The 20,147-nt window shown below is 59.9% G+C and carries 1 protein-coding gene (only partly in view); it reads right to left on the reverse strand.

What is annotated here, in order from left to right:
* A protein-coding gene (locus O3276_RS16240; protein ID WP_269672265.1) for a VCBS domain-containing protein crosses the window boundary here: on the reverse strand, positions 1 to 20,013 show its 5' portion. 11,874 nt of this gene lie to the left of the window's left edge; 20,013 of the gene's 31,887 nt are visible here — the first part of the coding sequence; it begins with the start codon at positions 20,011 to 20,013; its stop codon lies off the left edge, out of view.
* Positions 20,014 to 20,147 lie beyond the last annotated feature (134 nt).

The following is a 20,147-nucleotide window of genomic DNA, read 5'->3' on the forward strand; positions in this document are numbered from 1 at the left end:
CCGGTCGGGGTTGTCAACGCTGCGGGCCTGCAGGCTGACATTGTCGACTACCATATCGCGATTATTGACATCGACGGTGGTGTCCGAGATCCGCAACACCAGGTTGCCCGCGGACGAGGCGGTGAACGCCAGGTTCAGGGTCTGCAGGATCATGGAGTCGCTGTTGAATGCCTGTGTAGCCAGCACCTCACCGGACGCTTCATCAACCACCTCCACCTGACCGGACACCGGTCCGTCCGACCAGGCGGCACCGTAATCCAGGCTCAGACTGTAATTAATGTCCGGATGGCCCTGAATCACCTGTTCCACGAAGCCGCCTGACGCACCACCCGCGCCGAATCCATTAAACGCCATACGGTTCCCATAGAACTCCACCGATCCGGTCAGGGCCCAGTGTTCATCGGTGGTGAAATCGCCGTTGCGCACCAGGTTGGTGTCCAGCTGCAAATCCTGGTAGAGATCCTGCGCCACCGACACGGTGTAGGGCTGTTCGCTGAAGGCACCGAATGCATCGGTCACCCGCACGGTCAGCTGATGGCGGTCGGCACTGTCATGATCCAGGACACCGGCGACGCTGATTGCGCCGGTATTGGCATCAATGGCAAACAGGCCACCGGCATCGTCGGTGAGGCTGAAGGTCAGGCTATCACCATCGGCGTCCCTGGCCGACACCTGCCCCACCACCGTGCCCGGCTGGGCGCTCTCACTGATGCCCAGCGGAGTCACGAAGGACTGCAGGTCATCGCTCTGGGCGAGCTGGTAAAGCTCACTGACGTCGCTGGCTGAGAGGGTACTGTCGAGGATCATCAGATCCTTGATGGTGCCATCGGTGGCGGCATCGAACGACCAGTTACTGGCACCGACCAGGTTGCTGGTCAACTCGACACCGGCGGGTCCCCGGCCGGGATTGTCCGCCACTTCAACACCGTTCTTGTACAGGTGCAAATGGCCATCAGCATCCACTGTCAGGGCCAGGTGGAAGGTTTCATCCAGAGAGAAGAAGTTATCAAACGCCACCGAGCCGACAATGCTGTCACCGTGGAAAATCTGGGCCTCTATTCGTCCTTCCGATGGGCTGGCGATCAGAATATTATCGGTACCAGCGCCATTGCCCAGGTCAACCATCCGTGCCCAGGCAGTGTGGCTGTGGTAGGTAAAGGTGGTGGCAATGGTCATCGTCCCGTCAAGGGTGATTGCCCCGATGGAACCACCGGCGTTGTTCAGTTGCACGCCTGAGTCACTGTGGGTGACGCCGCTGTTGAAGGTCAGTTGGTGGCCGTGGTCGGTCAGGTCGGCAGCCACATCACCGCTGCTGCCTGCCAGGGCAAAGGCTGCCAGGGCATCGGCACCGGGGAAGGCCTGCAACTCGGGTGCCTGATTGTCCGCCGGTGGGTTTGCGGGGTCGGCCGCTACCGCCAGGGTGAAGGTGTCCGAGGCACTGGCCAGGCCATCACTGGCAGTGACCGTAACGGACAGCGAGCCGACGTCACCACTGCCGGGCGTGCCGGAGAAGGTGGTGCTGGCGGCATCAAAGCTGAGCCAGGCGGGCAGGGCACTGCCATCGGCCAGGGTGGCGCTGTAGCTCAGGGCATCACCTTCCAGGTCGCTGAAGCTGTCTGCGGGCAGCTGGTAGCTGAAAGGGGTGTCCTGATCGGCACTCTGATCGACCAGGGCGACATCCAGCACTGGTCCGTCGTTGCTGCCGTTGAGGGTGATGGTCAGGGTGTGGCTGGTGCCATCCGCAGAGGTCACGGTCAGGGTCTCGGTGAGGGTTTCCCCCTCCCCGAGCTGCTGAATGGCCGACTGGCTGTTATCGGCGCTGTAGGTCCAGTGGCCACTGGCATCCAGGGTCAGTTCACCGTAGCTGCCGGTGAGGGTGGTGGCGATAAACTGGGCTTCACCGGCATCGCTGTCACTGATGGTCAGGGTACCGCTGGCGCTCAGGACGTCGCTGCTGTCTTCGGTCACTGTCGCACTGTCATCGCCAGCGATCACGGCCGGGTTATTGGCTACCCGGTCGGGGTTGTCAACGCTGCGGGCCTGCAGGCTGACATTGTCGACTACCATATCGCGATTATTGACATCGACGGTGGTGTCCGAGATCCGCAACACCAGGTTGCCCGCGGACGAGGCGGTGAACGCCAGGTTCAGGGTCTGCAGGATCATGGAGTCGCTGTTGAATGCCTGTGTAGCCAGCACCTCACCGGACGCTTCATCAACCACCTCCACCTGACCGGACACCGGTCCGTCCGACCAGGCGGCACCGTAATCCAGGCTCAGACTGTAATTAATGTCCGGATGGCCCTGAATCACCTGTTCCACGAAGCCGCCTGACGCACCACCCGCGCCGAATCCATTAAACGCCATACGGTTCCCATAGAACTCCACCGATCCGGTCAGGGCCCAGTGTTCATCGGTGGTGAAATCGCCGTTGCGCACCAGGTTGGTGTCCAGCTGCAAATCCTGGTAGAGATCCTGCGCCACCGACACGGTGTAGGGCTGTTCGCTGAAGGCACCGAATGCATCGGTCACCCGCACGGTCAGCTGATGGCGGTCGGCACTGTCATGATCCAGGACACCGGCGACGCTGATTGCGCCGGTATTGGCATCAATGGCAAACAGGCCACCGGCATCGTCGGTGAGGCTGAAGGTCAGGCTATCACCATCGGCGTCCCTGGCCGACACCTGCCCCACCACCGTGCCCGGCTGGGCGCTCTCACTGATGCCCAGCGGAGTCACGAAGGACTGCAGGTCATCGCTCTGGGCGAGCTGGTAAAGCTCACTGACGTCGCTGGCTGAGAGGGTACTGTCGAGGATCATCAGATCCTTGATGGTGCCATCGGTGGCGGCATCGAACGACCAGTTACTGGCACCGACCAGGTTGCTGGTCAACTCGACACCGGCGGGTCCCCGGCCGGGATTGTCCGCCACTTCAACACCGTTCTTGTACAGGTGCAAATGGCCATCAGCATCCACTGTCAGGGCCAGGTGGAAGGTTTCATCCAGAGAGAAGAAGTTATCAAACGCCACCGAGCCGACAATGCTGTCACCGTGGAAAATCTGGGCCTCTATTCGTCCTTCCGATGGGCTGGCGATCAGAATATTATCGGTACCAGCGCCATTGCCCAGGTCAACCATCCGTGCCCAGGCAGTGTGGCTGTGGTAGGTAAAGGTGGTGGCAATGGTCATCGTCCCGTCAAGGGTGATTGCCCCGATGGAACCACCGGCGTTGTTCAGTTGCACGCCTGAGTCACTGTGGGTGACGCCGCTGTTGAAGGTCAGTTGGTGGCCGTGGTCGGTCAGGTCGGCAGCCACATCACCGCTGCTGCCTGCCAGGGCAAAGGCTGCCAGGGCATCGGCACCGGGGAAGGCCTGCAACTCGGGTGCCTGATTGTCCGCCGGTGGGTTTGCGGGGTCGGCCGCTACCGCCAGGGTGAAGGTGTCCGAGGCACTGGCCAGGCCATCACTGGCAGTGACCGTAACGGACAGCGAGCCGACGTCACCACTGCCGGGCGTGCCGGAGAAGGTGGTGCTGGCGGCATCAAAGCTGAGCCAGGCGGGCAGGGCACTGCCATCGGCCAGGGTGGCGCTGTAGCTCAGGGCATCACCTTCCAGGTCGCTGAAGCTGTCTGCGGGCAGCTGGTAGCTGAAAGGGGTGTCCTGATCGGCACTCTGATCGACCAGGGCGACATCCAGCACTGGTCCGTCGTTGCTGCCGTTGAGGGTGATGGTCAGGGTGTGGCTGGTGCCATCCGCAGAGGTCACGGTCAGGGTCTCGGTGAGGGTTTCCCCCTCCCCGAGCTGCTGAATGGCCGACTGGCTGTTATCGGCGCTGTAGGTCCAGTGGCCACTGGCATCCAGGGTCAGTTCACCGTAGCTGCCGGTGAGGGTGGTGGCGATAAACTGGGCTTCACCGGCATCGCTGTCACTGATGGTCAGGGTACCGCTGGCGCTCAGGACGTCGCTGCTGTCTTCGGTCACTGTCGCACTGTCATCGCCAGCGATCACGGCCGGGTTATTGGCTACCCGGTCGGGGTTGTCAACGCTGCGGGCCTGCAGGCTGACATTGTCGACTACCATATCGCGATTATTGACATCGACGGTGGTGTCCGAGATCCGCAACACCAGGTTGCCCGCGGACGAGGCGGTGAACGCCAGGTTCAGGGTCTGCAGGATCATGGAGTCGCTGTTGAATGCCTGTGTAGCCAGCACCTCACCGGACGCTTCATCAACCACCTCCACCTGACCGGACACCGGTCCGTCCGACCAGGCGGCACCGTAATCCAGGCTCAGACTGTAATTAATGTCCGGATGGCCCTGAATCACCTGTTCCACGAAGCCGCCTGACGCACCACCCGCGCCGAATCCATTAAACGCCATACGGTTCCCATAGAACTCCACCGATCCGGTCAGGGCCCAGTGTTCATCGGTGGTGAAATCGCCGTTGCGCACCAGGTTGGTGTCCAGCTGCAAATCCTGGTAGAGATCCTGCGCCACCGACACGGTGTAGGGCTGTTCGCTGAAGGCACCGAATGCATCGGTCACCCGCACGGTCAGCTGATGGCGGTCGGCACTGTCATGATCCAGGACACCGGCGACGCTGATTGCGCCGGTATTGGCATCAATGGCAAACAGGCCACCGGCATCGTCGGTGAGGCTGAAGGTCAGGCTATCACCATCGGCGTCCCTGGCCGACACCTGCCCCACCACCGTGCCCGGCTGGGCGCTCTCACTGATGCCCAGCGGAGTCACGAAGGACTGCAGGTCATCGCTCTGGGCGAGCTGGTAAAGCTCACTGACGTCGCTGGCTGAGAGGGTACTGTCGAGGATCATCAGATCCTTGATGGTGCCATCGGTGGCGGCATCGAACGACCAGTTACTGGCACCGACCAGGTTGCTGGTCAACTCGACACCGGCGGGTCCCCGGCCGGGATTGTCCGCCACTTCAACACCGTTCTTGTACAGGTGCAAATGGCCATCAGCATCCACTGTCAGGGCCAGGTGGAAGGTTTCATCCAGAGAGAAGAAGTTATCAAACGCCACCGAGCCGACAATGCTGTCACCGTGGAAAATCTGGGCCTCTATTCGTCCTTCCGATGGGCTGGCGATCAGAATATTATCGGTACCAGCGCCATTGCCCAAGTCAACCATCCGTGCCCAGGCAGTGTGGCTGTGGTAGGTAAAGGTGGTGGCAATGGTCATCGTCCCGTCAAGGGTGATTGCCCCGATGGAACCACCGGCGTTGTTCAGTTGCACGCCTGAGTCACTGTGGGTGACGCCGCTGTTGAAGGTCAGTTGGTGGCCGTGGTCGGTCAGGTCGGCAGCCACATCACCGCTGCTGCCTGCCAGGGCAAAGGCTGCCAGGGCATCGGCACCGGGGAAGGCCTGCAACTCGGGTGCCTGATTGTCCGCCGGTGGGTTTGCGGGGTCGGCCGCTACCGCCAGGGTGAAGGTGTCCGAGGCACTGGCCAGGCCATCACTGGCAGTGACCGTAACGGACAGCGAGCCGACGTCACCACTGCCGGGCGTGCCGGAGAAGGTGGTGCTGGCGGCATCAAAGCTGAGCCAGGCGGGCAGGGCACTGCCATCGGCCAGGGTGGCGCTGTAGCTCAGGGCATCACCTTCCAGGTCGCTGAAGCTGTCTGCGGGCAGCTGGTAGCTGAAAGGGGTGTCCTGATCGGCACTCTGATCGACCAGGGCGACATCCAGCACTGGTCCGTCGTTGCTGCCGTTGAGGGTGATGGTCAGGGTGTGGCTGGTGCCATCCGCAGAGGTCACGGTCAGGGTCTCGGTGAGGGTCTCCCCCTCCCCGAGCTGCTGAATGGCCGACTGGCTGTTATCGGCGCTGTAGGTCCACTGGCCACTGGCATCCAGGGTCAGTTCACCGTAGCTGCCGGTGAGGGTGGTGGCGATAAACTGGGCTTCACCGGCATCGCTGTCACTGATGGTCAGGGTACCGCTGGCGCTCAGGACGTCGCTGCTGTCTTCGGTCACTGTCGCACTGTCATCGCCAGCGATCACGGCCGGGTTATTGGCTACCCGGTCGGGGTTGTCAACGCTGCGGGCCTGCAGGCTGACATTGTCGACTACCATATCGCGATTATTGACATCGACGGTGGTGTCCGAGATCCGCAACACCAGGTTGCCCGCGGACGAGGCGGTGAACGCCAGGTTCAGGGTCTGCAGGATCATGGAGTCGCTGTTGAATGCCTGTGTAGCCAGCACCTCACCGGACGCTTCATCAACCACCTCCACCTGACCGGACACCGGTCCGTCCGACCAGGCGGCACCGTAATCCAGGCTCAGACTGTAATTAATGTCCGGATGGCCCTGAATCACCTGTTCCACGAAGCCGCCTGACGCACCACCCGCGCCGAATCCATTAAACGCCATACGGTTCCCATAGAACTCCACCGATCCGGTCAGGGCCCAGTGTTCATCGGTGGTGAAATCGCCGTTGCGCACCAGGTTGGTGTCCAGCTGCAAATCCTGGTAGAGATCCTGCGCCACCGACACGGTGTAGGGCTGTTCGCTGAAGGCACCGAATGCATCGGTCACCCGCACGGTCAGCTGATGGCGGTCGGCACTGTCATGATCCAGGACACCGGCGACGCTGATTGCGCCGGTATTGGCATCAATGGCAAACAGGCCACCGGCATCGTCGGTGAGGCTGAAGGTCAGGCTATCACCATCGGCGTCCCTGGCCGACACCTGCCCCACCACCGTGCCCGGCTGGGCGCTCTCACTGATGCCCAGCGGAGTCACGAAGGACTGCAGGTCATCGCTCTGGGCGAGCTGGTAAAGCTCACTGACGTCGCTGGCTGAGAGGGTACTGTCGAGGATCATCAGATCCTTGATGGTGCCATCGGTGGCGGCATCGAACGACCAGTTACTGGCACCGACCAGGTTGCTGGTCAACTCGACACCGGCGGGTCCCCGGCCGGGATTGTCCGCCACTTCAACACCGTTCTTGTACAGGTGCAAATGGCCATCAGCATCCACTGTCAGGGCCAGGTGGAAGGTTTCATCCAGAGAGAAGAAGTTATCAAACGCCACCGAGCCGACAATGCTGTCACCGTGGAAAATCTGGGCCTCTATTCGTCCTTCCGATGGGCTGGCGATCAGAATATTATCGGTACCAGCGCCATTGCCCAAGTCAACCATCCGTGCCCAGGCAGTGTGGCTGTGGTAGGTAAAGGTGGTGGCAATGGTCATCGTCCCGTCAAGGGTGATTGCCCCGATGGAACCACCGGCGTTGTTCAGTTGCACGCCTGAGTCACTGTGGGTGACGCCGCTGTTGAAGGTCAGTTGGTGGCCGTGGTCGGTCAGGTCGGCAGCCACATCACCGCTGCTGCCTGCCAGGGCAAAGGCTGCCAGGGCATCGGCACCGGGGAAGGCCTGCAACTCGGGTGCCTGATTGTCCGCCGGTGGGTTTGCGGGGTCGGCCGCTACCGCCAGGGTGAAGGTGTCCGAGGCACTGGCCAGGCCATCACTGGCAGTGACCGTAACGGACAGCGAGCCGACGTCACCACTGCCGGGCGTGCCGGAGAAGGTGGTGCTGGCGGCATCAAAGCTGAGCCAGGCGGGCAGGGCACTGCCATCGGCCAGGGTGGCGCTGTAGCTCAGGGCATCACCTTCCAGGTCGCTGAAGCTGTCTGCGGGCAGCTGGTAGCTGAAAGGGGTGTCCTGATCGGCACTCTGATCGACCAGGGCGACATCCAGCACTGGTCCGTCGTTGCTGCCGTTGAGGGTGATGGTCAGGGTGTGGCTGGTGCCATCCGCAGAGGTCACGGTCAGGGTCTCGGTGAGGGCTTCCCCCTCCCCGAGCTGCTGAATGGCCGACTGGCTGTTATCGGCGCTGTAGGTCCACTGGCCACTGGCATCCAGGGTCAGTTCACCGTAGCTGCCGGTGAGGGTGGTGGCGATAAACTGGGCTTCACCGGCATCGCTGTCACTGATGGTCAGGGTACCGCTGGCGCTCAGGACGTCGCTGCTGTCTTCGGTCACTGTCGCACTGTCATCGCCAGCGATCACGGCCGGGTTATTGGCTACCCGGTCGGGGTTGTCAACGCTGCGGGCCTGCAGGCTGACATTGTCGACTACCATATCGCGATTATTGACATCGACGGTGGTGTCCGAGATCCGCAACACCAGGTTGCCCGCGGACGAGGCGGTGAACGCCAGGTTCAGGGTCTGCAGGATCATGGAGTCGCTGTTGAATGCCTGTGTAGCCAGCACCTCACCGGACGCTTCATCAACCACCTCCACCTGACCGGACACCGGTCCGTCCGACCAGGCGGCACCGTAATCCAGGCTCAGACTGTAATTAATGTCCGGATGGCCCTGAATCACCTGTTCCACGAAGCCGCCTGACGCACCACCCGCGCCGAATCCATTAAACGCCATACGGTTCCCATAGAACTCCACCGATCCGGTCAGGGCCCAGTGTTCATCGGTGGTGAAATCGCCGTTGCGCACCAGGTTGGTGTCCAGCTGCAAATCCTGGTAGAGATCCTGCGCCACCGACACGGTGTAGGGCTGTTCGCTGAAGGCACCGAATGCATCGGTCACCCGCACGGTCAGCTGATGGCGGTCGGCACTGTCATGATCCAGGACACCGGCGACGCTGATTGCGCCGGTATTGGCATCAATGGCAAACAGGCCACCGGCATCGTCGGTGAGGCTGAAGGTCAGGCTATCACCATCGGCGTCCCTGGCCGACACCTGCCCCACCACCGTGCCCGGCTGGGCGCTCTCACTGATGCCCAGCGGAGTCACGAAGGACTGCAGGTCATCGCTCTGGGCGAGCTGGTAAAGCTCACTGACGTCGCTGGCTGAGAGGGTACTGTCGAGGATCATCAGATCCTTGATGGTGCCATCGGTGGCGGCATCGAACGACCAGTTACTGGCACCGACCAGGTTGCTGGTCAACTCGACACCGGCGGGTCCCCGGCCGGGATTGTCCGCCACTTCAACACCGTTCTTGTACAGGTGCAAATGGCCATCAGCATCCACTGTCAGGGCCAGGTGGAAGGTTTCATCCAGAGAGAAGAAGTTATCAAACGCCACCGAGCCGACAATGCTGTCACCGTGGAAAATCTGGGCCTCTATTCGTCCTTCCGATGGGCTGGCGATCAGAATATTATCGGTACCAGCGCCATTGCCCAGGTCAACCATCCGTGCCCAGGCAGTGTGGCTGTGGTAGGTAAAGGTGGTGGCAATGGTCATCGTCCCGTCAAGGGTGATTGCCCCGATGGAACCACCGGCGTTGTTCAGTTGCACGCCTGAGTCACTGTGGGTGACGCCGCTGTTGAAGGTCAGTTGGTGGCCGTGGTCGGTCAGGTCGGCAGCCACATCACCGCTGCTGCCTGCCAGGGCAAAGGCTGCCAGGGCATCGGCACCGGGGAAGGCCTGCAACTCGGGTGCCTGATTGTCCGCCGGTGGGTTTGCGGGGTCGGCCGCTACCGCCAGGGTGAAGGTGTCCGAGGCACTGGCCAGGCCATCACTGGCAGTGACCGTAACGGACAGCGAGCCGACGTCACCACTGCCGGGCGTGCCGGAGAAGGTGGTGCTGGCGGCATCAAAGCTGAGCCAGGCGGGCAGGGCACTGCCATCGGCCAGGGTGGCGCTGTAGCTCAGGGCATCACCTTCCAGGTCGCTGAAGCTGTCTGCGGGCAGCTGGTAGCTGAAAGGGGTGTCCTGATCGGCACTCTGATCGACCAGGGCGACATCCAGCACTGGTCCGTCGTTGCTGCCGTTGAGGGTGATGGTCAGGGTGTGGCTGGTGCCATCCGCAGAGGTCACGGTCAGGGTCTCGGTGAGGGCTCCCCCCTCCCCGAGCTGCTGAATGGCCGACTGGCTGTTATCGGCGCTGTAGGTCCAGTGGCCACTGGCATCCAGGGTCAGTTCACCGTAGCTGCCGGTGAGGGTGGTGGCGATAAACTGGGCTTCACCGGCATCGCTGTCACTGATGGTCAGGGTACCGCTGGCGCTCAGGACGTCGCTGCTGTCTTCGGTCACTGTCGCACTGTCATCGCCAGCGATCACGGCCGGGTTATTGGCTACCCGGTCGGGGTTGTCAACGCTGCGGGCCTGCAGGCTGACATTGTCGACTACCATATCGCGATTATTGACATCGACGGTGGTGTCCGAGATCCGCAACACCAGGTTGCCCGCGGACGAGGCGGTGAACGCCAGGTTCAGGGTCTGCAGGATCATGGAGTCGCTGTTGAATGCCTGTGTAGCCAGCACCTCACCGGACGCTTCATCAACCACCTCCACCTGACCGGACACCGGTCCGTCCGACCAGGCGGCACCGTAATCCAGGCTCAGACTGTAATTAATGTCCGGATGGCCCTGAATCACCTGTTCCACGAAGCCGCCTGACGCACCACCCGCGCCGAATCCATTAAACGCCATACGGTTCCCATAGAACTCCACCGATCCGGTCAGGGCCCAGTGTTCATCGGTGGTGAAATCGCCGTTGCGCACCAGGTTGGTGTCCAGCTGCAAATCCTGGTAGAGATCCTGCGCCACCGACACGGTGTAGGGCTGTTCGCTGAAGGCACCGAATGCATCGGTCACCCGCACGGTCAGCTGATGGCGGTCGGCACTGTCATGATCCAGGACACCGGCGACGCTGATTGCGCCGGTATTGGCATCAATGGCAAACAGGCCACCGGCATCGTCGGTGAGGCTGAAGGTCAGGCTATCACCATCGGCGTCCCTGGCCGACACCTGCCCCACCACCGTGCCCGGCTGGGCGCTCTCACTGATGCCCAGCGGAGTCACGAAGGACTGCAGGTCATCGCTCTGGGCGAGCTGGTAAAGCTCACTGACGTCGCTGGCTGAGAGGGTACTGTCGAGGATCATCAGATCCTTGATGGTGCCATCGGTGGCGGCATCGAACGACCAGTTACTGGCACCGACCAGGTTGCTGGTCAACTCGACACCGGCGGGTCCCCGGCCGGGATTGTCCGCCACTTCAACACCGTTCTTGTACAGGTGCAAATGGCCATCAGCATCCACTGTCAGGGCCAGGTGGAAGGTTTCATCCAGAGAGAAGAAGTTATCAAACGCCACCGAGCCGACAATGCTGTCACCGTGGAAAATCTGGGCCTCTATTCGTCCTTCCGATGGGCTGGCGATCAGAATATTATCGGTACCAGCGCCATTGCCCAGGTCAACCATCCGTGCCCAGGCAGTGTGGCTGTGGTAGGTAAAGGTGGTGGCAATGGTCATCGTCCCGTCAAGGGTGATTGCCCCGATGGAACCACCGGCGTTGTTCAGTTGCACGCCTGAGTCACTGTGGGTGACGCCGCTGTTGAAGGTCAGTTGGTGGCCGTGGTCGGTCAGGTCGGCAGCCACATCACCGCTGCTGCCTGCCAGGGCAAAGGCTGCCAGGGCATCGGCACCGGGGAAGGCCTGCAACTCGGGTGCCTGATTGTCCGCCGGTGGGTTTGCGGGGTCGGCCGCTACCGCCAGGGTGAAGGTGTCCGAGGCACTGGCCAGGCCATCACTGGCAGTGACCGTAACGGACAGCGAGCCGACGTCACCACTGCCGGGCGTGCCGGAGAAGGTGGTGCTGGCGGCATCAAAGCTGAGCCAGGCGGGCAGGGCACTGCCATCGGCCAGGGTGGCGCTGTAGCTCAGGGCATCACCTTCCAGGTCGCTGAAGCTGTCTGCGGGCAGCTGGTAGCTGAAAGGGGTGTCCTGATCGGCACTCTGATCGACCAGGGCGACATCCAGCACTGGTCCGTCGTTGCTGCCGTTGAGGGTGATGGTCAGGGTGTGGCTGGTGCCATCCGCAGAGGTCACGGTCAGGGTCTCGGTGAGGGTTTCCCCCTCCCCGAGCTGCTGAATGGCCGACTGGCTGTTATCGGCGCTGTAGGTCCAGTGGCCACTGGCATCCAGGGTCAGTTCACCGTAGCTGCCGGTGAGGGTGGTGGCGATAAACTGGGCTTCACCGGCATCGCTGTCACTGATGGTCAGGGTACCGCTGGCGCTCAGGACGTCGCTGCTGTCTTCGGTCACCGTGGCGCTGTCGTCGCCAGCGATCACTGCCGGGGCATTGGCCTGCTGGTCCGGGTTGTCGGCGCTGCGGGCTTGCAGGCTGACGTTGTCGACCACCAGGTCCCGCAGATCGCCATTTGCGGAGGTGTCCGAGATTCGCAGCACCAGGTTGCCCGTTGACTGTGCCGTGAACGTCAGGTTCAGGGTCTGCAGGGTCAGGGAGTCGCTGTCGAATGCCTGTGTAACCAGCACTTCACCGGATGCCTGATCAATCACCTCGACCTGACCGGATACCTGCTCGGCGGACCAGGCGGCACCGTAATCCAGACTCAGGCTGTAGTTGATGTTCGGGTGGCCCTGAATCACCTGTTCCACCACGCCGTCGGTGGCACCGCCACCGCCATTGAACGCCAGGCGATTATCGTACAACTCCACCGTTCCGGTCATGGTCCAGTCATCGTCACTGGTGAAATCGCCGTTGCTCACCAGCTCAGTGTCCATCTGCAGGTCTCGGTAGAGAACCGGGTTGTCGGCGCTGCGGGCCTGCAGGTTGATGTTATCAACCACCATGTCGCGATTATTGACATCGATGGTAGTGTCAGAGATCCGCAACACCAGGTTGCCCGCGGACGAGGCGGTGAACGCCAGGTTCAGGGTCTGCAGGATCATGGAGTCGCTGTTGAATGCCTGTGTGGCCAGCACCTCACCGGACGCTTCATCAACCACCTCCACCTGACCGGACACCGGTCCGTCCGACCAGGCGGCACCGTAATCCAGGCTCAGACTGTAATTAATGTCCGGATGGCCCTGAATCACCTGTTCCACGAAGCCGCCTGACGCACCACCCGCGCCGAATCCATTAAACGCCATACGGTTCCCATAGAACTCCACCGATCCAGTCAGGGCCCAGTGTTCATCGGTGGTGAAATCGCCGTTGCGCACCAGGTTGGTGTCCAGTCGCAGATCCTGGTAGACCTCCGGGTCATGCTGGGCCGGTTCGCCGGTGATGGTCAGGGTAAAGTTGTCTGTGGCGCTGGCAATACCGTCGCTGGCCGTGACCGTTACCGACAGCGATCCCACATCACCACTGCCGGGCGTGCCGGAGAAGGTGGTGCTGGCGGCATCAAAGCTGAGCCAGGCGGGCAGGGCACTGCCATCGGCCAGGGTGGCGCTGTAGCTCAGGGCATCACCTTCCAGGTCGCTGAAGCTGTCTGCGGGCAGCTGGTAGCTGAAAGGGGTGTCCTGATCGGCACTCTGATCGACCAGGGCGACATCCAGCACTGGTCCGTCGTTGCTGCCGTTGAGGGTGATGGTCAGGGTGTGGCTGGTGCCATCCGCAGAGGTCACGGTCAGGGTCTCGGTGAGGGTTTCCCCCTCCCCGAGCTGCTGAATGGCCGACTGGCTGTTATCGGCGCTGTAGGTCCAGTGGCCACTGGCATCCAGGGTCAGTTCACCGTAGCTGCCGGTGAGGGTGGTGGCGATAAACTGGGCTTCACCGGCATCGCTGTCACTGATGGTCAGGGTACCGCTGGCGCTCAGGACGTCGCTGCTGTCTTCGGTCACTGTCGCACTGTCATCGCCAGCGATCACGGCCGGGTTATTGGCTACCCGGTCGGGGTTGTCAACGCTGCGGGCCTGCAGGCTGACATTGTCGACTACCATATCGCGATTATTGACATCGACGGTGGTGTCCGAGATCCGCAACACCAGGTTGCCCGCGGACGAGGCAGTGAACGCCAGGTTCAGGGTCTGCAGGGTCATGGAGTCGCTGTTGAATGCCTGTGTGGCCAGCACCTCACCGGACGCTTCATCAACCACCTCCACCTGACCGGACACCGGCCCGTCCGACCAGGCGGCACCGTAATCCAGGCTCAGACTGTAATTAATGTCCGGATGGCCCTGAATCACCTGTTCCACGAAGCCGCCTGACGCACCACCCGCGCCGAATCCATTAAACGCCATACGGTTCCCATAGAACTCCACCGATCCGGTCAGGGCCCAGTGTTCATCGGTGGTGAAATCGCCGTTGCGCACCAGGTTGGTGTCCAGTCGCAGATCCTGGTAGACCTCCGGGTCATGCTGGGCCGGTTCGCCGGTGATGGTCAGGGTAAAGTTGTCTGTGGCGCTGGCAATACCGTCGCTGGCCGTGACCGTTACCGACAGCGATCCCACATCACCACTGCCGGGTGTGCCGGAGAAGGTGGTGCTGGCGGCATCAAAGCTGAGCCAGGCGGGCAGGGCACTGCCATCGGCCAGGGTGGCGCTGTAGCTCAGGGCATCACCTTCCAGGTCGCTGAAGCTGTCTGCGGGCAGCTGGTAGCTGAAAGGGGTGTCCTGATCGGCACTCTGATCGACCAGGGCGACATTCAGTACTGGCCCGTCGTTGCTGCCGTTGAGGGTGATGGTCAGGGTGTGGCTGGTGCCATCCGCTGACGTGACGGTCAGGGTCTCGGTGAGAGTTTCACCCTCCCCGAGCTGCTGAATGGCCGACTGGCTGTTATCGGCGCTGTAGGTCCAGTGGCCACTGGCATCCAGGGTCAGTTCACCGTAGCTGCCGGTGAGGGTGGTGGCGATAAACTGGGCTTCACCGGCATCGCTGTCACTGATGGTCAGGGTACCGCTGGCGCTCAGGACGTCGCTGCTGTCTTCGGTCACTGTCGCACTGTCATCGCCAGCGATCACGGCCGGGTTATTGGCTACCCGGTCGGGGTTGTCAACGCTGCGGGCCTGCAGGCTGACATTGTCGACTACCATATCGCGATTATTGACATCGACGGTGGTGTCCGAGATCCGCAACACCAGGTTGCCCGCGGACGAGGCGGTGAACGCCAGGTTCAGGGTCTGCAGTATCATGGAGTCGCTGTTGAATGCCTGTGTAGCCAGCACCTCACCGGACGCTTCATCAACCACCTCCACCTGACCGGACACAGGTCCGTCCGACCAGGCGGCACCGTAATCCAGGCTCAGACTGTAATTAATGTCCGGATGGCCCTGAATCACCTGTTCCACGAAGCCGCCTGACGCACCACCCGCGCCGAATCCATTAAACGCCATACGGTTCCCATAGAACTCCACCGATCCGGTCAGGGCCCAGTGTTCATCGGTGGTGAAATCGCCGTTGCGCACCAGGTTGGTGTCCAGTCGCAGATCCTGGTAGACCTCCGGGTCATGCTGGGCCGGTTCGCCGGTGATGGTCAGGGTAAAGTTGTCTGTGGCGCTGGCAATACCGTCGCTGGCCGTGACCGTTACCGACAGCGATCCCACATCACCACTGCCGGGTGTGCCGGAGAAGGTGGTGCTGGCGGCATCAAAGCTGAGCCAGGCGGGCAGAGCACTGCCATCGGCCAGGGTGGCGCTGTAGCTCAGGGCATCACCTTCCAGGTCGCTGAAGCTGTCTGCGGGCAGCTGGTAGCTGAAAGGGGTGTCCTGATCGGCACTCTGATCGACCAGGGCGACATCCAGCACTGGTCCGTCGTTGCTGCCGTTGAGGGTGATGGTCAGGGTGTGGCTGGTGCCATCCGCAGAGGTCACGGTCAGGGTCTCGGTGAGGGTTTCCCCCTCCCCGAGCTGCTGAATGGCCGACTGGCTGTTATCGGCGCTGTAGGTCCACTGGCCACTGGCATCCAGGGTCAGTTCACCGTAGCTGCCGGTGATGGTGGTGGCGATAAACCGGGCTTCACCGGCATCACTGTCACTGATGGTCAGGGTACCGCTGGCGCTCAGGACGTCGCTGCTGTCTTCGGTCACCGTGGCGCTGTCGTCGCCGCCAATCACGGCCGGGGCATCACCTGTGATGTTAAGGGTAAAGTTATCCGAGGTGCTGGCCATGCCATCGCTGGCGGTGACCGTCACCAACAGCGAGCCCTCATCACCACTGCCAGGGGTGCCGGAGAAGGTAGTGCTGGCGGCATCGAAGCTGAGCCAGGCGGGTAGGGCACTGCCATCGGCCAGAGTGGCGCTGTAGCTCAAGGCGTCACCCTCCAGGTCACTGAAGCTGTTTGCTGGCAGCTGGTAACTGAAGGGGGTGTCCTGATCGGCGTACTGATCGGCCAGGGCAACGCCCAGCACTGGTCCGTCGTTGCTGCCGTTGAGGGTGATGGTCAGCGTGTGGGTGGTGCCATCCGCTGATGTCACGGTCAGTGTCTCGGTCAGGGTTTCGCCATCCCCGAGCTGCTGAATGGCCGACTGGCTGTTATCGGCGCTGTAGCTCCACTGACCATTGGCATTAAGGGTCAGGTCACCGTAGCTGCCGGTGATGGTGGTGGCGATAAACTGGGCTTCCCCATCATCGCTGTCATTGATGGTCAGTGTGCCGCTGGCGCTCAGAACGTCACTGCTGTCTTCGGTCACCGTGGCACTATCATCGCCCGTAATCACGGCTGGGGCATCGCCAGTGATCTCCAGGGTAAAGTTATCCGAGGTGCTGGTCATGCCATCGCTGGCGGTGACCGTTACCAGCAGCGAGCCTATATCGCCACTGGCAGGTGTGCCGGAGAAGGTGGTGCTGGCGGCATCAAAGCTGAGCCAGGCGGGTAGGGCACTGCCATCGGCCAGGGTGGCGCTGTAGCTCAGGGTGTCACCCTCCAGGTCGCTGAAGCTGTTTACTGGCAGCTGGTAGCTGAAGGCGTCGTCCTGATCGGCACTCTGGTCTGCCAGCGCTGCGTCCAGTACTGGTCCGTCGTTGTGGCCGGTGACGGTAATGGTCAGGGTACTGCTATCCGTCATTGGCGTACCATTGTCATCGGTAACGGTGTAGTTCACCACGACGGTAGCGGTTTCACCGGTGGCCAGATAATCAAAGTCTGTACCGGGATTGAAGGTGATGTCATTGCCGCTGAAGCTGACACTGGCGGTGCCGGGTACAATGGCCTGGCTGTCAGTGTTGTTGGTTATGGTAGCAATGCTGGCAGCGCTCACACTGAGCACATCACTGCTATCGGTATTAATGTCGTTGGCAAGAACATCGACGGTAACACTGTTGTTTTCCTGAGTGGTGCCGGTATCAATGACGGCCACGGGCGCATCGTTGGTGCCGGTTATCGTGATGGTCACCTGCTGATCCACGGTACCACCCCGGCCATCGTCCACGGTGACGGTGTAAGACTGGGTCAGCACCTGGCCTGCTGCCAGGTAATCAATATCCGCATCGGGCACGCTGAAGATCCAGTCTACCTGGCCGGTGCCATCGCCGGTGGTGTTATTGCTGACCGTGGGTGTGAAAGATCCGAGATATCCGGTGGTGTCCGAAGTGACGCTGACGGCCTGGACATCGATCAGATCCGCATCAGCAATGGTGAAGCTGCCGTTGTCAGACAGTGTATTGATGCTTTCACCATTGGCTCCATCGGTAATTTCGGTTATGGCTCCGGTCACATCTGTCGCAGCCGTAACGGTGGGAAGCTTGTTGTCGGTGCCGGTGACGGTGATGGTCAGTGTGCTGTTATCAGTCAGTGGCATACCATCATCATCGGTGACTGTGTAGTTGAGCACCACCGTAGCCGTTTCGTCCTTGTTCAGATAGTCGAAATCGATACCGGGATTGAAGGTAACATCGCTGCCGTTGAAGATGACACTGGCCGTGTTGTGAGTGACGGGCTGTTGATCACCATCATTGGTCATGGTGGCAATACTGGCGGCACTGACACTGAGCGTATTGCTGGTGTCCGGGTCACTATCATTGGCGATTACATTGACGGTGACGTCGCTGTTTTCCCAGGTGTTATCGGTATCTGCGGTGGCCACCGGTGCATCGTTGGTGCCGGTAACGGTGATGGTCAGGGTGCTGCTATCCGTCTGTGGTGTGCCGTTATCATCGGTAACGGTGTAGTTCACCAGAACGGTAGCGGTTTCGCCGGTGGCCAGATAATCAAAGTCACTGCCGGGATTGAAGGTGATGTTATTGCCACTGACGTTGAGACTGGCGGTGCTCAGAACAATAGCCTGACTGTCACTGTTGTTGGTCATGGTGGCAATACTGGCTGCGCCGAGACTGAGCCCGTTGCTGGCATCCGGGTCAGAGTCATTGGCAATAACATCCACGCTGATACTGTTGTTTTCCTGAGTCGCGCCAGTATCGGCGGTGGCTACCGGGACATCATTAGTGCCGGTTACCGTGATGGTCAGGATGCTGTTATCCGTCAGTGGTGTTCCATCATCATCGGTGACTGTGTAGTTCACCTTCACCGTGGCGGTTTCGCCACTGGCCAGGTAATCAAAGTCGGTGCCGGGATTGAAGGTAACATTATTGCCGCTGAAGGTGACACTGGCGGTATTGTGGAGAATGGTCTGGTTGTCGCCATCATTGGTTATGCTGGCAATACTGGCGGCATTGACACTGAGCCCATTGCTGGTGTCCAGATCACTGTCATTGGCGATCACATCCACAGTAACACTGCTGTTTTCCCCGGTATTACCGATATCTGCGGTGGCCACCGGTGCATCGTTGGTGCCGGTGACCGTGATGGTGAGGGTGCTGCTATCGGTCAGTGGTGTGCCATCATCATCGGTAACGGTGTAGTTCACCACGACGGTAGCGGTTTCACCGGTGGCCAGATAATCAAAGTCGTTGCCAGGGGAAAAGATGACGTTGTTGCCACTGAAGCTGACACTGGCGGTGCCGGGCACAATAGCCTGGCTGTTGCTGTTGTTGGTCATGGTGGCAATGCTGGCAGCACTGACACTGAGCATATTGTTGCCATCCAGGTCACTGTCGTTGGCAATGACATCGACGAAAACGCTGTTGTTTTCCCCGGTTGTGTCGATATCGGCGGTGGCTACTGGTGCGTCGTTGGTTCCTGTGACGGTAATGGTGGTGATGGCATTTGAGGTCATACCACCATCGTCACTCATGATGTAGTGAATGGTGATGACAGCTGACTCACCGGTTGCCAGATAATCAAAATCAGCCCCTGGAGTAAACTGCAGCCGGTTATCGACAATGCTGACAGAGCCCTGACCAGCCATAACATTGCCCAGGTTATCGACAATCTCAGCGCTGTGGAGGTTGAAGTTGTCTGGTCCATCAGCCAGATCCTCATCAACATCATTTGCCAGTACATCGATGATCAGTACATGATTTTCATGGCTGTCATCAACATCGTCATAAGCTTCAGGCGCTTCATTGAGATCATTAATTGAAATACTTATGGAGGCATTTCTGCTGATACCACTCTGGTTAGTTACTTCGACGGTTAAGTTGTAGCTATCTCTTATTTCATGATTCAGGGGGCCGGTAACGAGCAGTTCACCGGTTGTGGGCTTGATGACAAAGGCGTTGTCTTCATTACCTCCGATAATGGCAAACGTCAGATTGTCAGATTGGCTGGCAATAACTTGACCTATGACCGCAGAGCCGTCTTCAGGGACGTTTTCATTAACGTTAAAGTTTTGACTTTTGATGACTGGAGCAATGCTTTCAGGGGCAGAAGGTTGATTGTCACTCAGCTGACTAATTGAGTTGAACTCCAGTTGACTGAGTTCGTTACCTTTTGATTGCTCTTCCGTTGATTGGCGGTCCGTATTTTGACTGTTTTCCTGCTCAATGACGACCGTAGTAGGTAACCGTGATTGGGTAATGCCTGTATCTGATTGATCTGAAGTGCTTTGTGTTGAATCTGAATTATCTGATTGCTCTGTTGGTGAGTCATTAACCTGTTCGCTTTCTTTAACTTGATCACTTTCCTCAGCTTCATCGCTTTCATCAGTTTGATCACTTTCTTCGCTTTCTTTATCTTGATCACCTTCTTCGCCGGCAGCTGTTGGATCAAGACTATTAACGATCTCTGCCCCCATCACTAATTGTTGCGCCACCGGAACCGTTAGAGATTGACCATTTAATAATTTGACGACAACTTCTGAACCGGACTCATTATTAATGACTTCATCAAGAAAAATGGGGTCGCCGACCTTTTTGGTGACAATGTTTCCATTTGCGTCAGTGACTTCAATGGCTGCAGTGGCATCGGTTACATATCCTATGACGGGGATGTTGTCAGAATTCATCAGTTTACCTCTTCCGCTAAGGTGTTGTCCGGCTTACATGCGGTTCATGAACTTATTCAGTAATTGTAGTTGTTTGATGTGGGATATAATCAGTCAACATATTTAAAAAGACAGATGCGTATTCAGATGAATCA

Source organism: Endozoicomonas sp. GU-1 (assembly GCF_027366395.1).
GTDB lineage: Bacteria > Pseudomonadota > Gammaproteobacteria > Pseudomonadales > Endozoicomonadaceae > Endozoicomonas.